Below are 15,705 nucleotides of genomic sequence, written 5' to 3' on the forward strand. Positions count from 1 at the left end.
TTTAGTCAAAATCGAAGATACTTTAATTATTCAAATTAATTGAGATGGGTATGACCGTCAATACATCTGAAACTTCACACAGCCTGACGTTGCAATATGTACACTGGTTTCGACACTCTGCACCCTACATTAATGCTCATCGTAATAAAACTTTTGTCATTATGTTCGATGGCGAAGCCGTTCAACACGATAATTTTCAACATATTATTCATGATATTGCTCTCTTGCACTCGTTAGGTATTCGCCTTGTGTTGGTTCATGGTGCACGCCCACAAATTTCGCAAAACCTAAAAATAAATAATATCGATACACCATTCCATAACAATAAGCGCGTCACTACGCGTGAATCTCTAAATTCAATTATGAATGCTGTTGGTTCAATTCGCCTACAAATTGAAGCCTTACTTTCTATGGGATTAGCCAATTCACCCATGTTTGGTGCAAGGATAGATGTCGTTTCAGGTAATTTTGTTACAGCCAAACCCTATGGCATTCGTGATGGTGTCGACTATCAACTTACAGGTGAAGTTCGTACACTCGATACAGCAGCTATTCATCGCCATTTAGATAATCAAAATATTGTAGTTCTTGGCCCAACAGGATATTCAACAACAGGTGAAGTATTTAATTTACTTGCAGAAGAAGTTGCAACAAAAGCAGCGATTAGCTTAAAAGCAGACAAACTCATTTTCTTAGGTAAACATCATGGTTTATCTAATGAAAATGGACAATTATTACGTGAAGTTTTACCTCATCAAATAGATCAATTTATTCAGCAATACCAAGAGCAAAGTCCAAATCGGGCATTACATTTAAAAGGTGCAAAACTAGCATCGCTTAATGGTGTAAACCGTGTTCATCTTCTTTCTTATAGTTATGACGGTGCTTTAATAGAGGAATTATTCACTCGTGATGGCTCAGGCACCATGATTACCGATGCGCATTATGAAGAAGTGCGTATGGCAAACATTCATGATGTCGGGGGGTTGATCAACCTACTCCGCCCACTCGAAGAAGAAGGAATTTTGGTTTACCGTTCACGTGAACGTTTAGAAAATGAAATTGAGCAATTTGCTGTCATTGAACGTGATGGAACAATATTAGCTTGCGCTGCCTTATACCCAATCCCAACAGCAGAAAATGAAATTAAATCTGCTGAAATTGCATGCGTTGCGGTTCATCCTAGTTATAGAAAGTCGAACCGTGGTAGCCAAATTTTGCATTATCTTGAAGCAAAAGCAAAAACAATGAGCATCAAACAGTTATTTATTTTAACGACGCGTACTGCACATTGGTTCTTAGAACAAGGCTTTGAAAATGCAAGTGTTGATGATTTACCTAATACGCGACAAGCACTTTATAACTATCAACGTAATTCAATTGTTTGTAAAAAGTCACTTTAAAAGTGGCTTTTTAATTTTCGATATATCTTTATTTCTCATATCTTAATCATAGAAAAAGCGTACAAATATTACGCTCCCACTAAATCACTCAAATAAAAATACCCTCACCTTTTCACATGATATTTTTTATTTATAAATTTCAATATCTTGTGATTTTTCCACATAAATTTTCGATATGAATGTTTATTCATTCATTGAATAAGCTTTGCTCATTTTTATTTATCTTTTTTTTTCATTAGAAATTCCCGAATAGTTATTTTTTCCGAAAAAGAAAAATGATTAGTTTAGGTGCTCATTCCCATCCCTATCATTTTATTGTTTCGGAGTAGATTCACCATGAGCAACATCAATGCACGATTTTTGACTAAAGGACTTCTTCTTTCTTCTCTAGTTGCAAGTGCAATGATGATGACTGCTTGTGGGAAAAAGGAAACTGAAACCGTTACTTTAAATATTGGTTTTCAAAAATATGGCATTTTACCAATTTTAAAAGAACGTGGTTCTTTAGAAACCACATTAAAAGATCAAGGTGTAAATGTTAAATGGGTCGAGTTTCCAGCTGGTCCACAATTACTTGAAGGGTTAAATGTAGGTAGCGTTGTATTTGGTGAAGCAGGCGAAGCTCCTCCAATTTTCGCACAAGCGGCTAACTCTAATATTGTTTATATTGCGAACCAACCTGCTGCGCCAAAAGCAGAAGCTTTAATTGTTCAAAAAGATTCTAAAATTCAAAATATCCAAGATTTAAAAGGCAAACGTGTTGCTTTAAATAAAGGCTCAAACGTTCATTATTTACTTTTAAAACTTTTGGAAGCAAACAAATTAACACTCAATGATATTGAAGTGGTTTACCTACCACCATCTGATGCTCGCGCTGCATTTGAACGCGGTGCTGTAGATGCGTGGGTGATTTGGGATCCGTTCTTTGCAGCAGCTGAACATCAAATTGGCGCTCGTGTTTTAGCGACAGGTCAAAATATCGTGAGTAATCATCAGTTCTATTTAGCAGATCGTAAATTTGCAGAGCAAAACCCGAAAGTATTAGAAAGCGTTGTGAAACAACTAAATGACACAACTATTTGGGTGAAAGATCATCAAGATGAAGCAGCGAAATTATTAGAAAAACCAACAGGGCTACAACTTGATGTTTTAAAAACATCTATTGGACGTATGGCATTTGGTGTGAAGCCAATTTCAACAGAAGTGGCTAAAGAACAACAATACGTTGCAGATGCGTTTTATCAGCAAAAACTCATTCCAAATAAACTGAACATTCAAGCCGCTATTTTAAGTAGCTCAAAATAAAAAATAGGAAGATGAAAAATGGGGCTATTTAAAACTTTTGGTGTTATTGGTGTTACTGCACTAAGTGTGAGTTTAACTGCTTGCCAAAAACAAGAAGCAAATACAAGCAGCCAAAATACAAACACCGTAAATGACGAGGTTAAAACATTAACTTTAGGATTTCAAAAGTCGGCAGCTAACTTTTTAGTCGCTCGCCAACAGAAAATCTTAGAGCAAGAATTTCCACAAACTAAAATTGAATGGAAAGATTTTCCCGCAGGGCCTCAATTATTAGAAGCTTTATCTGTAGGTGCAGTAGATGTTGGTGTAGTAGGAAATACGCCACCAATTTTCGCTCAAGCAGCAGGTAAAGAATTAACCTATGTTGGTTATGAAGTTCAGCCAACCGTTAACCAAGCAATTCTTATTCATAAAGATAGCTCAATCAAAAATATTCAAGATTTAAAAGGCAAACGTATTGCGCTACAAAAAGGCTCAAATATGCATGAATTTCTTGCCAATGTTTTAAATAAAGCAGGCTTGAAATGGAGCGATATTGAGCCTATATGGCTACCACCTGCAGATGCGGGCGCTGCTTTTAATAAAAAATCAGTAGATGCATGGGCAATTTGGGAACCAAACCTAACGACAGCCATTGAAACAACTCAGGCAAAAACACTCATCGATGGACAAGTTTTTCCTAAAACGTACTTGTATTACGTTGCACATCCAACCTTTGCTCAGGCACATCCTGATGCGATTAAAAAAGTCATTAAGAGCTTAAATCAAGCCGATGAATGGATTATTAAAAACCCTGATGAAGCGTTAAAAACCTATATGGCAAGCACAGGTCTTGATAAAAAAATTGCTCAAATTGTTCTGAACAAACGCTTAAAGCCCTCTTTGGTTTATCCAATAAATGAAGAAGTGATTAAATCTCAGCAAAAAATTGCTGACTTATTTTATTCAGAAAAACTTCTTCCTAAACAAATCAACATTCAAGATGCTGTTTTAAACAGCACTCAATAATAAGGAAAAAATAATGAGCCCATTAAAAACATCTGCACTTATTGGATTAGCTACAATTAGTCTTGGGCTTACTGCATGCCAAAAACAAGAAACCGCTAAAACAGAAGTAAATTCATCAGAAAATAAAGACGTCGCTCCTGAAATTAAAACTTTACAAATTGGTTTCCAAAAATCTTCTTTAGGTTTGTTGGTGACTCGTGAACAAAAGTTTTTGGAACAAGAATTTCCAAATACCAAAATAGAATGGCGTGAATTTCCTGCTGGCCCACAAATGTTAGAAGCCCTAGCTGTTGGCGCTGTAGATTTTGGTGCAGTAGGAAATATTCCTCCTATTTTTGCTCAGGCAGCAAATAAAGATTTAGGTTATGCCGCTTACGAAGTTTATCCATCAAGCTCATTAGGTTTAGTGTTGCCAAATGACTCGAAAATTAAAGATCTTAGTGAATTAAAAGGTAAACGCATTGCTCTGCAAAAAGGCTCAAGCGCACATGAGTTTGTCACCAAGGTTCTACAAAAAGCAGGTCTAACTTGGCAAGACATTCAACCTATTTGGTTACCACCTGCAGACGCTCGAGCTGCCTTCGATAAAGGTTCTGTTGATGCTTGGGCTGTATGGGATCCGTACCTATCGGCAGTTGAATTAACAAGTAAAGTCAAAGTACTGATCGACGGCTCAGCCTTCCCTAAAACTTATTCGTACTTTATTTCGAATCCTAAATTTACAACGGCACATCCTGAAGCAACGAAAAAAGTTATTCAAAGCTTAAACAATGCCGATACATGGATTTTAAACAACCAAACGCTTGCTGTTGATCTATTTGCTAAAAACACAGGTCTAAGTCAAGAAATTGCACAACACTCTTTTGACCGTCGCTCAAAACCATCTCCTATTCGTACATTAAATGCAGAGATCATTGAGTCTCAACAGAAGATTGCAGATCTATTTTTTGCAGAAAAACTCATTCCTAAACAAATCAAAATTCAGGATGCTGTTTTGAATTCTGAATCTAGTCACTAATTTTTTAAATATTAAGCAAGGAAATTTGACATGAAAATTTTTTGGTTCATCCCAACACATGGCGATAGTCGTTATTTAGGTACGAGCAAAGGTGCTCGTCAAGTTGATCATGCTTATATGAAACAAATTGCTGTAGCAGTTGATAACCTAGGTTATGAAGGTGTTTTAATTCCAACAGGTCGTTCTTGTGAAGATCCATGGATTACAGCTGCAAGCCTAATTGATGCAACAAAAAATCTTAAATTCTTAGTGGCTTTACGCCCAGGTGTAACAACGCCTGCACTTGCAGCTCGTATGGCATCTACCTTTGACCGTCTTTCAAATGGTCGTGTTTTGCTTAACCTTGTAACAGGTGGCGATGAACAGGAACTTCGTGGTGATGGCTTATATGAAGACCACGCTACACGTTATAAAACAGCCGCTGAGTACACGAAAATTTGGCGTGAAATTTTGACACGTTCACATACGGGTGAATCTTTTACATTCCACGGCGAACGCTTAAGCGTAGATGATGCAAAACTTCTATATCCACCAGTTCAAGAACCACATCCTCCACTGTGGTTTGGCGGTTCATCTGAAGATGCCATTGAGCTTGCTGCAGACCAAGTAGATACCTATTTAACTTGGGGTGAACCACCTGCAGCAGTAAAAGAAAAAATTGCTGTTGTTAAAGCAAAAGCTGAAGCAAAAGGTCGTGAACTAAATTACGGTATTCGTTTACATGTCATTGTCCGTGAAACCAACGAACAAGCTTGGGCAGCAGCTGAAGAACTTCTTCAATATGTAGATGATGCAACCATTCAAGCAGCACAAGCAAAATTCAAAACCATGGATTCAGTTGGTCAGCGTCGTATGGCAGAACTGCATAATGGTGATCGAACTAAACTCGAAGTTTCACCTAACTTATGGGCAGGTGTTGGTCTTGTTCGTGGTGGTGCAGGTACAGCATTAGTAGGCGATCCAGAAACTGTTGCAGCTCGAATTCAAGAATATGCAGACTTAGGTATTGGCACGTTCATTTTCTCAGGCTATCCACACCTAGAAGAATCAATTCGTTTTGCTGAACTTGTATTCCCTCTTCTTCCTTTAGAAACGCGTAAAAAACTTGCTCAACCGAATTTGACAGGTCCTTTCGGTGAAATTGTGGCAAATAACTATGTTGCAGATGAAGCGAAAAAAGAAATTAAAAATAAGGAGCCGGCTTGATGTCTAAGAAGATCTCCGTTGATACCTTAATTGACAAAAAGGTTTCACGTGGAACAATTTTTGGGCAGCGTTTGCTGCCTTGGTTGTTCCCTGCTGCACTTATTTTAATTTGGCAAATTGCATCAAGCACAGGACTTTTAGAAAGTCGAATTTTGCCTGCTCCAACAGCTGTCATTACTGCTTTTTGGACATTACTTGCAAGTGGCGAACTATGGGAACACGTTAAAGTCAGTGCAGGTCGTGCATTACTCGGTCTATTTGTTGGCGGAGGCTTAGGCTTACTTTTAGGCTTATTAAATGGCTCATCTAAATTTGCATCTACATTGCTAGACACTACTTTACAGATGATTCGTAACATCCCTGCACTTGCATTAATTCCATTGGTTATCCTTTGGTTCGGCATTGATGAAACAGCAAAACTATTCCTTGTTGCAATTGGTGTATTTTTCCCAATTTACATCAATACCTATCATGGAATTCGTTCTGTAGATCCACAACTCATTGAAATGGGTAAAAGCTACGGTTTAACACGTTGGCAGTTATATAAAGAAATTATTTTACCTGGTGCAATGCCATCAATTCTTGTAGGTTTGCGTTTTGCTTTAGGTCTTGTTTGGGTGCTTTTAATTGTTGCAGAAACTATTTCAGCACAATCAGGTATTGGTTATATGACCATGAATGCACGTGAGTTCTTACAAACAGATATTGTACTTGTCGGTATTCTACTTTATGCACTTTTGGGCAAATTAGCAGATGTATTGGCTGTAGGTTTAGAAAAGTATTTATTGCGTTGGCATGCAGGCTATCAAAAATAATAAGGAAAAGATGATGACAGATTTAAGTATTGAACTTCAGGTAAGCGAGTCTGAAACACATAAACCAAACTCTGCTGACATTAATCCAAATGCAGTGATTGGGGCAGAAATTTTCATAGAGCAACTGTATAAATTTTATGGTCAAGTTAAAGTTATAGAAGACTTAGATTTACACATTAAGCCAGGTGAGTTTCTTGCAATTGTAGGTCGAAGTGGTTGTGGTAAAAGTACCCTACTTCGCTTAATTGCAGATTTGGAACAACAAAGTTACGGTGAAATTAAATTTAAATCTGCTCGTCATCTTCGCGAAGGCATTACCAGTGATGATATTCGTGTCATGTTCCAAGATCCACGGCTTTTACCATGGCGAAACATTGAAAAAAATGTACAACTAGGCTTACCTAAAGAGCGTCATGAAAATGCTTCAGAGCTTCTCAAAAAAGTGGGGCTAGAGGAAAAAGCAGACTTGTGGCCTACTCAGCTATCAGGTGGTCAACGTCAACGTGCTGCGCTTGCTCGTGCCCTTTCACATAAGCCACGAATTCTATTATTAGATGAACCCTTAGGTGCATTAGATGCTTTAACACGTTTAGAGATGCAAAACCTCATTGAAAAGCTTTGGACTGAACAAGGTTTCACTGCAATTTTAGTTACACATGATGTTAGTGAAGCCGTTCAATTGGCAGACCGTATTATTTTGCTAGACAAAGGACACATTGCCAAAGAGTTTAAAGTTGATTTAGCAAGACCTCGCCAAAAGGGAATTGACTTCACTCATTTAGAACAACATGTTCTCAATGCCGTTTTAGCAACCTAATAAAACTGAATCTTCTAAGTTCATGTTGAATTTAGAAGATTTTTTGTTTGTAACATGTAATTTGACTATTTAATAAATATTTAAAATGAAAAATTGGTTTTTTAGAGTAAAAACTCTTGAAAATCACTAAGCTCTTTGAAACATATGTATAAAAATGAAATTTTCTTTTTATATTCACTTGTCAAAGTATCAGTTAAATATGTCGATTCCATCTCAATTTAATAGATTTCCTTTAAAATTAATTTCTTTTTATACGCAAAATACAAATTTAGATTATCCACAAATCTGATGATTTGCCGTACAATTAACGATTCCCCTTTTTTCATTGTTTTAAGTTTGCTAATGGAACAAAAAAGAGTACTCAAAAACGTCAACAGCTACTTAGTGCAGCGTTGGACGTATTCTCAGTCTACGGCTTTAGCGGCGCTAGTTTAGATGAGATTGCTCAAATTGCAGAAATGCATAAATCGAATATTTTCTACTACTACGAAAATAAAGAGGCTTTGTACGTAGAGGTGTTAACCACAGTTCTGCAAAAATGGCTTGCGCCTTTACAAACCCTTGAATCTGAACTTGAGCCAGATGAAGCAATTACCAACTATTTAATGCAGAAAATTGAAGTCTCTCGCACTCAACCTAAAGCATCTCGTTTGTTTGCCCTCGAAATTATTCAAGGTGCACCACATATTCTTGAGATCTTAAAAGGGCCATTGAAAAAGCTTGTTAAGCGTAAAGCGAAAGTGATTATCATGTGGCAAGAGCAAGGTAAGATTTCTGCTGATATTGACCCAGAGCTTTTAATTTTAAATATCTGGTCAATTACTCAAAACTATGCAGATTTTTCAATACAAATGGAAATGGTAACGGGTAAAACCTTACGTAACCGTAGTATGCAACAGCGTATTATTCAACACACTGTTCATATGATACTTTACGGCATTCTTCCACGTCCTGAAAAAGTAAGTTAGTCCCATTAAACATTGATTGGCATACGTCCATAGCCTCTATGGTCGCCGACCCTCTTTCTATTCCTTTATTGTTTTATATAATTCTAATAATTTTTTTGCACCCAATAACAAATTTTCTTCCCAATCTAAATGCGCTGTATCATTTGCACCATCGGTAATGTACTTCACTGAAATTAAACGTATGCCTAGTTTTTTACAGACTTTCGCAAGCGCGTAGCCTTCCATATCAACCAAGTTACAAGGCACTTTCGGCTGACCCGTTTCAAAATTATCACCTGTTCCGCAAATACCTTTAGCTAAATGCTCAAAATAAGGTTCTAAAGTAATTTCCGCAGGATAATCTGTATCTACAGGTGTCACACCAACTTTAAAACCAAGTGGTGAAACATCCATATCACGTTGAACAAATTGCGTAACTTCAACCAGTGCATGTGCATCGAAATATGAACTGCCTGCCGTACCCAAATTCAAAATGGTTTTACAGCCCGTTTTTTGAATTACTTCAAATGCTTTAAAAGCAGCATTAATTTTACCAATTCCACTGTAATGAACTTCAATTCCAGCTTGCTCAAATAATCCTTTTGACTCATTGGGTAAAGCCATAATCAGTGCTAAATCTGAAGTCATTTTTATCTCATTACCTATTTAAATTGTTGCTCATTAAAGAGGATTCATAGCATCCGTGCAAATGTATGCGCATCTTTGAAATATAAAAAAATCCTGATCTTGTGAAAGATCAGGATTTTAATGGGGAGAGATTTACAGCCGTCTTTTACTTATTTTCTAAATATGTTTTTAAACAAGGTGAAAAAATTAAATGTCCTTGGTAAAAACCTTTAAATGTTTTACTTGCCACAATAATCCATAACATTACTAAAGCTGTGGCAAAAGCATAACCAAATACATAAATGAAATGTAAATGAGTTTGATGCGCTAAATTTAAAATGGCTAAGGTGAATACGCCCAATGGGAAGGTTAAACCCCACCATCCTAAGTTAAATGGTAAATCTCGCTGTGCATGTTTTAAAGTTGTTAAAACTGCAATGCCTAACCACCACAAACCAAAGCCAATGAGAATTAAGCTCGCAATTAAACCTGCTTGTTGTGCAAATAGACCTAAACTTTCCATACCAATGACACTTAGAACTTGTGGAGCTTGCTCGCCTAATACAAGTAAAGCTAAAGCACCTGTTCCAATAGGGCCCAAAGCCAACCAACTGCTTATTGCCAATTCTTTACTAGGTAATTGATGTAATGCCAAACGCAACATTAAGATGGTTAAAATTGCAAATGCAGGCAGAACAGAAATCCCCCACAACATATAGCTTCCGAACAAAATACCTACTGCTTGTTGTGTTGCATCAATATGTCCCAATAACAAACCACCTGAAGTTGCAGCAACTTCACAAGCCACAATGGGAAGTAACCAAACAGCAGTCATATTATTTAGCTGATGTTGTTGTCGGTTATACATACAAAATGGAACAATCCAAGCAATTGCCACAGCTAAAAATACATCGACATACCAAAGTGCATGTGCAATATCTACAGCAACATCACCATATAAAGGAATACCAAATTTTAAAAATCCATTTAAGATGGTGGCAAGTCCCATAGGAATTGCGCCTAAGAACAAACTCATTACAGGATGTTTAAATATTTGTTTGGCTTCATCTGTATACATGATCCAACGCAAAATATATAAAACGCTGAACACACTAAATAACAGAATATTGAACTGCCACAATGCAGTTCCTAAAACCCAAGTGAAGGATTCAGCAATTGGAAATTCAGGCAAAATTAATGCAACCACACCCGTTCCCATCACTGCGGTGAACCAATTTGGTGTAAAATGACGAATCACGTCATGCATCTGCTGAAGTTGATAAAATGGTTTTTGCATCACTGAATCCTCATTGAGTGGTGATAAAATCATTCTACGATGAATTTTAAATAAGAAAAATTGATTAATTATTATTTTAAGTATAAGTAATATTGATATGTATTTTAATTTAACTCAAAAATCTCTTGAGTAAAAACAGAACAACAAGACGTAATCGTGAGAATATGGCAATATATAGCCCTCATAAATTTAAACCTTTTAATTTAGTCATGAAGCTACTCCGCCTGAATGCTTTAGCACCAAATAATCAATTGCCAAAAACAGCTGTGACCATTGGCAATTTTGATGGCGTGCACCTTGGGCATCAGGCTATGATTGCTCAGTTAAAAAGCATTGCATCACAACAAAATTTAAAAACAGCAGTGATGATTTTTGAGCCACAGCCTTTAGAATTTTTTAAAGCCTATGATGCACCTCCACGTATTAGTTCATTGCGTGAAAAAGTAGAATATTTAACTGAACTTGGTATCGATTATATTGTTGTCGCAAAGTTCGATAATACCTTTCGTAGCTTAAGTGCAGAAGAGTTTGCATCTTTACTCAAAAACAAACTCAATGCGACGAGCTTAGTTTTAGGCGATGACTTTCACTTTGGCAAAAACCGCCAAGGTAATAGCGAATTCTTAAAAGATTATGGCTTTCAAGTCACCAACTTAAATACGGTAGAACTTGATGGCGAACGTGTAAGTTCAACACGTATTCGTCAAACCTTACAATCAGGCGATTTAGCGCTTGCTGCCAAATTATTAGGTCGCCCATATAGCATCACAGGTCGTGTGCAATATGGTGATCAAATTGGTCGAACCATTAATTTTCCAACCATTAATGTTCGACTTAACCGCCACAAACCATGTTTACATGGCATTTATGGCGTAGATGTAATATGCGAAACTACATCTTTGAAAGATAAAGTTAAAAATGAAAATCCTCAAAAATTAGGGATTGCAGGCTATACCCCAACATCATTATTTGGTGCGGGTCATGTCGGCACTCGTCCTGCCATTCAACAAGAACATCCTGAATGGCGATTAGAAGTACATTTTCCCGATGTTTCTGCTAATCTGTATGGCCTATTAATGCGGGTGACATTCTTAAACTATTTACATGGCGAAAAGAATTATCCTTCGCTTGAAGCACTCAAAGCAGGAATTGATGATGATACAAAGGAACTCCTTGAGTTTCGAAGTAATCACCCCCATTTCCCGTTTTAAACCCCCCATTATTCTATTGTAAAACGCGTCAGTCTAAGGCTGATAAATTTGGAAGAAAACTTGCATGAGCGATAAGCAAACTCCTGAAAATGCAGTGGATTACAAAGCCACGCTAAACCTCCCAGGTACTGAATTTGCAATGAAAGCAAATTTGGCAGTACGTGAAGCTAAATGGTTAGAAGAGTGGTATGCCGACAACATTTATCAGCAGATTCGTGCGTCGCGTATTGGCAAGAAAAAATATGTACTTCACGATGGCCCTCCATACGCAAATGGTCAAATCCATTTAGGTCATGCAGTTAACAAGGTACTCAAAGATATTATTATTAAAAGCCGTGTGATGGATGGCTTTGATGCACCGTACGTACCAGGTTGGGACTGTCACGGTCTTCCAATTGAACTGAAAGTAGAAGAAAAAGTGGGTAAAGTTGGCGTAAAAGTAGATGCATCTACTTTCCGTAAAGCTTGCCGCGAATATGCTTACACACAAGTTGAACTTCAAAAGAAAGACTTCGTGCGTATGGGCGTGTTCGGTGATTGGGACAACCCATACTTAACAATGAACTTCAAACAAGAAGCCGACATCGTTCGTTCACTTGGCGCAATTGCAAAAGCGGGTCACATCGAGCCAGGTCTTAAACCTGTTAACTGGTGTTTAGATTGTGGTTCATCACTCGCTGAAGCTGAAGTTGAATACGAAGATAAAAAATCAGATGCAATCGACGTTGGTTTCACAGTTGTTGATTTAGCAGATTTATCTGCACGTTTAGGTATTGAAGTAGCTGATCGTACTGACATCGTGATTTGGACAACAACACCTTGGACAATGCCTGCCAACCAAGCTGTTGCACTTCATGCTGATATCGAATATCAACTTGTTAAAGCAACTGGCGAAGAAAAAGCTGCACAAAACTTCATTCTTGCAAAAGACCTCGTTGCTTCTGCAACTGAACGTTATGGCTTCACTGCATTTGAAGTACTTGCAGATTTCACAGGTGCAAAACTTGAAAATCTTATTCTGCAACATCCTTTAATTACTGAGCGTCAAGTTCCTGTCATTTTAGGCGAACACGTGATTGCAACCAGTGGTACAGGTGCAGTACATACAGCACCTGGTCATGGTGTGGACGATTACAAAGTTGGCTTACAGTACAACTTAAAAGTTGAAAACCCTGTTGGTGGTAATGGTGTGTATTTACCAACGTCTCCGTTATTTGCAGGCGAACACATCTACAAAGCAAATCCTAAAATTATTGCTGCTTTAACTGAAGCAGACAAACTTTGGGCACATGTTGTTATTAAACATAGCTACCCGCATTGCTGGCGTCATAAAACACCTATTATTTTCCGTGCGACACCGCAATGGTTCATCAGCATGGATGCAAAAGGTCTACGTCAAAATGCATTAAATGCAATTGAAAATGACATCAGTTTTGTTCCAGATTGGGGTAAAAACCGTATTCAATCTATGATTGAAGGGCGTCCTGATTGGTGTATTTCACGTCAACGTACATGGGGCGTGCCAATCCCATTCTTTGTCCATAAAGATACGAATGAACTTCACCCACGTACACCTGAATTGATTGAAGAAGTTGCAAAACTCATTGAGCAAGAAGGTATTGATGGTTGGTATAACCGTGATGCTTCTGAGTTCATTGGTGCTGATGCTGAACAATACAATGCAGTACGCGACACGCTAGACGTTTGGTTCGACTCAGGTACAACACATTTTGCTGTACTTCGTGAACGTGAAGACTTAACAGATCCTGCCGATTTGTACCTTGAAGGTTCAGATCAACACCGTGGTTGGTTCCAATCTTCATTGTTAACGTCTATTGCGATTAATGAACGTGCACCTTACAAAGGCTTGTTGACTCACGGTTTCGTGGTCGATGAAAAAGGCCGTAAGATGTCGAAATCAATCGGTAACGTAATCACACCGCAAGACATCATTAAAGATATGGGTGCAGATGGCCTACGTTTCTGGATTGCATCTGCAGATTACCGTTATGAAATGACGGCTGGTAAAGAAATCTTTAGCCGTGCATCTGATGGCTACCGTCGTATCCGTAACACACTACGTTTCTTGCTTGCTAACTTGAATGGCTTCAAACCATCAACAGATGCATTGCCTGTAGATCAATTGATCGCACTTGATCAATACATCTTACAACGTGCCGCAGAAGTTCAAAAAATAGTTCAACAAGCCTACGAAGATATGAACTTCCATATCGTCACCAATGCCTTGACTAACTTCTGTATCAACGACTTAGGTGGTTTCTACTTAGACATCATTAAAGACCGTCAGTACACAACTAAAGCCGATTCAGCAGCGCGTCATTCTGCACAAACTGCGTTGTATCACTTGGTACAAGCATTTGTACGTTGGATGTCGCCAATCTTGAGCTTCACTGCACAAGAAGCTTGGCCGTTAATCCCTGAGCAATCAGAGAAATATGTGTTCACAACTGAATGGTATGACATTCCTGTAGCATCAACTGCGAACTTAATTTCAGAAGAACAATGGCAAACATTAATTGCCGTTAAATCTGCAACGAATAAGCACATTGAAGCAGCACGTAATGCAAAACTTGTAGGTTCGAATCTATCTGCAAAAGTTGAGCTTTGGGCAACTCCAGAATTAAAAGCTGTTCTAGATCGTTTAGATGATGAACTTCGTTTTGTCATGATTACTTCACAAGTGATTGTGAATGAGTTTGATGCAGCACAAGGTGAAGCATCTGAACTTGAAGGTTTACGTGTGAAAGTTTCTGCTGCAGATGGTGAAAAATGCGCACGTTGCTGGCATGTGCTTCCAGATGTAAATACACATTCTGCACATCCAGGTCTTTGTTCTCGTTGTATTATCAACCTTCCTACAGGTCAAGGCGAAGAGAGAAAATATGCCTAATCCACAAAATAAAAAGGGCTTATTCCAATTCTACCCGCACAATTTAGTGTGGGTGGGCTTATCTATTGTGGCGATTATTATCGATCAATGGACAAAATGGATTGCCAGTACAAGTCTCAATTATGCAGACCCTGTGCCGGTCCTGCCCTTTTTAAATTGGACATTACTACATAACTATGGCGCAGCCTTTAGTTTCTTGTCCGATGCTGGTGGATGGCAACGTTATTTCTTTACCTCACTTGCAGGTTTAGTGTCTGTTGTTTTTGTATTTTGGCTCATGCGAATGCCAAAAACTGTGAAAGTTTTACCCATTGCGATTGCCCTTATTTTAGGTGGTGCAATTGGTAATTTAATTGACCGTGTAAGCTTGGGCTACGTGGTCGATTTCATTCACGTTTATTACAACAATAATCACTTTCCTGCATTTAATATTGCAGACAGTGCCATTACGCTTGGCACCATTTTATTATTAGTGGATACATTTTTCTTAGAGAAACAACGTATTCAACGTGCTGAAGTGCAAAAAAATGACTGATTTTATCAATCCAAATGAAGAAACACGCATTGAAGATGGCTCAAAAGTAGCTTTACACTTTTCTGTAGCCATTGAAAATGGTGTAGAAATTGACAATACGCGTAACCGAGAAGAACCTGTAAGTTTGGTGATGGGCGATGGCAGCTTATTACCTGGTTTTGAAAAAGCATTATTTGGTTTACGTGCCGGTGACCGTCGTACTGTTAGTCTTTTACCAGAAGATGCATTTGGTCCTTGGAACATTGAAAACGTACAAAAGTTTGACACGGTTAAATTCGAACAACGTCCTGTTGAAGGTCATATGATTGAGTTTGAAGACAAAGCAAAACAAAGCTTATATGGTGTTGTTAAAACTGTAGGTGACGTTATTACTGAAGTCGATTTTAACCACCCTCTTGCAGGTAAAAACATTACTTTTGAAGTTGAAATTTTCAAAGTAACTCCTGCAGGTCAACAAGGCGTGAAATTGATGTAATTCAATTTAAATAAAAAGGCTTCTTCGGAAGCTTTTTTTATATCTGATGATATTAGATACAAATTCCCCATACACACCAAATAGTTATTATAATAATTTCATAAACATTCATTAAAAAACATAGGCTTTA

13 protein-coding genes and 1 pseudogene are annotated in these 15,705 nt (G+C 37.8%); 12 read left to right on the top strand and 2 right to left on the bottom strand.

All coding sequences use genetic code 11. The features are described 5' to 3' along the window. Positions 1-50: 50 nt before the first annotated feature. From argA to GTK57_RS05610, 8 genes and pseudogenes are all read left to right on the top strand, one after another. Positions 51-1,403 carry an amino-acid N-acetyltransferase gene (gene argA, locus GTK57_RS05575; RefSeq protein WP_163121812.1) on the top strand — a complete coding sequence of 451 codons (1,353 nt, stop codon included), beginning with the start codon at positions 51-53 and terminating at the stop codon, positions 1,401-1,403. Positions 1,404-1,739: 336 nt separating this feature from the next. After that, positions 1,740-2,708: a sulfonate ABC transporter substrate-binding protein gene (locus GTK57_RS05580; protein ID WP_163121814.1), complete on the top strand. Its 969-nt coding sequence runs from the start codon at positions 1,740-1,742 to the stop codon at positions 2,706-2,708. Positions 2,709-2,726: 18 nt separating this feature from the next. Then, positions 2,727-3,716, top strand: a complete 990-nt coding sequence (locus tag GTK57_RS05585; protein ID WP_163121815.1) for an aliphatic sulfonate ABC transporter substrate-binding protein — start codon at positions 2,727-2,729, stop codon at positions 3,714-3,716. A gap of 13 nt (positions 3,717-3,729) precedes the next feature. Next, complete coding sequence (locus GTK57_RS05590) at positions 3,730-4,734, top strand: aliphatic sulfonate ABC transporter substrate-binding protein (RefSeq protein WP_152874742.1); 1,005 nt, start codon at positions 3,730-3,732, stop codon at positions 4,732-4,734. Positions 4,735-4,764: 30 nt separating this feature from the next. Continuing rightward, complete coding sequence (gene ssuD, locus GTK57_RS05595; protein WP_163121817.1) at positions 4,765-5,940, top strand: FMNH2-dependent alkanesulfonate monooxygenase; 1,176 nt, start codon at positions 4,765-4,767, stop codon at positions 5,938-5,940. Then, positions 5,940-6,755 (top strand): aliphatic sulfonate ABC transporter permease SsuC, encoded by an 816-nt coding sequence (gene ssuC / locus GTK57_RS05600; protein ID WP_163121819.1) that lies wholly within the window; start codon positions 5,940-5,942, stop codon positions 6,753-6,755. Before ssuD ends, ssuC begins: the two co-directional genes overlap by 1 nt. Before the next feature lie 13 nt (positions 6,756-6,768). After that, positions 6,769-7,572, top strand: coding sequence for an ABC transporter ATP-binding protein (locus GTK57_RS05605; protein ID WP_163121821.1), 804 nt, complete (start codon positions 6,769-6,771; stop codon positions 7,570-7,572). Between the two features lie 350 nt (positions 7,573-7,922). After that, a pseudogene (locus GTK57_RS05610) lies at positions 7,923-8,540 on the top strand (TetR family transcriptional regulator C-terminal domain-containing protein); the annotation flags it as partial. Between the two features lie 57 nt (positions 8,541-8,597). On the opposite strand, the gene GTK57_RS05615 reads toward GTK57_RS05610, so the two are convergent. Together GTK57_RS05615 and GTK57_RS05620 are read right to left on the bottom strand one after the other, a co-directional pair. Continuing rightward, positions 8,598-9,167, bottom strand: coding sequence for a 5'-methylthioadenosine/S-adenosylhomocysteine nucleosidase family protein (locus tag GTK57_RS05615; protein ID WP_163121825.1), 570 nt, complete (start codon positions 9,165-9,167; stop codon positions 8,598-8,600). Positions 9,168-9,312: 145 nt separating this feature from the next. Beyond that, on the bottom strand, positions 9,313-10,443 hold the full coding sequence (locus GTK57_RS05620; protein ID WP_163121827.1) for a TDT family transporter: 1,131 nt from the start codon (positions 10,441-10,443) through the stop codon (positions 9,313-9,315). A gap of 209 nt (positions 10,444-10,652) precedes the next feature. On the opposite strand from GTK57_RS05620, the gene ribF reads away from it, so the two are divergent. The 4 genes from ribF to GTK57_RS05640 all read left to right on the top strand — a co-directional run bounded on the left by ribF (position 10,653) and on the right by GTK57_RS05640 (position 15,575). Then, the gene (gene ribF / locus GTK57_RS05625) at positions 10,653-11,654 is read left to right on the top strand and encodes a riboflavin biosynthesis protein RibF (RefSeq protein ID WP_163121829.1); all 1,002 of its coding nucleotides are present in this window, start codon (positions 10,653-10,655) and stop codon (positions 11,652-11,654) included. 64 nt (positions 11,655-11,718) lie between these two features. After that, positions 11,719-14,565 carry an isoleucine--tRNA ligase gene (gene ileS, locus GTK57_RS05630; RefSeq protein ID WP_163121831.1) on the top strand — a complete coding sequence of 949 codons (2,847 nt, stop codon included), beginning with the start codon at positions 11,719-11,721 and terminating at the stop codon, positions 14,563-14,565. Further along, a complete protein-coding gene (lspA, locus tag GTK57_RS05635) occupies positions 14,558-15,100 on the top strand; it encodes a signal peptidase II (RefSeq protein WP_152874751.1) in 543 nt (180 codons plus the stop codon). Before ileS ends, lspA begins: the two co-directional genes overlap by 8 nt. Next, positions 15,093-15,575: an FKBP-type peptidyl-prolyl cis-trans isomerase gene (locus tag GTK57_RS05640; protein ID WP_152874752.1), complete on the top strand. Its 483-nt coding sequence runs from the start codon at positions 15,093-15,095 to the stop codon at positions 15,573-15,575. The genes lspA and GTK57_RS05640 overlap by 8 nt, the downstream gene beginning before the upstream one ends. Positions 15,576-15,705 lie beyond the last annotated feature (130 nt).

The sequence above is a fragment of the Acinetobacter portensis genome, assembly GCF_010646905.1.
Taxonomy (GTDB): domain Bacteria; phylum Pseudomonadota; class Gammaproteobacteria; order Pseudomonadales; family Moraxellaceae; genus Acinetobacter; species Acinetobacter portensis.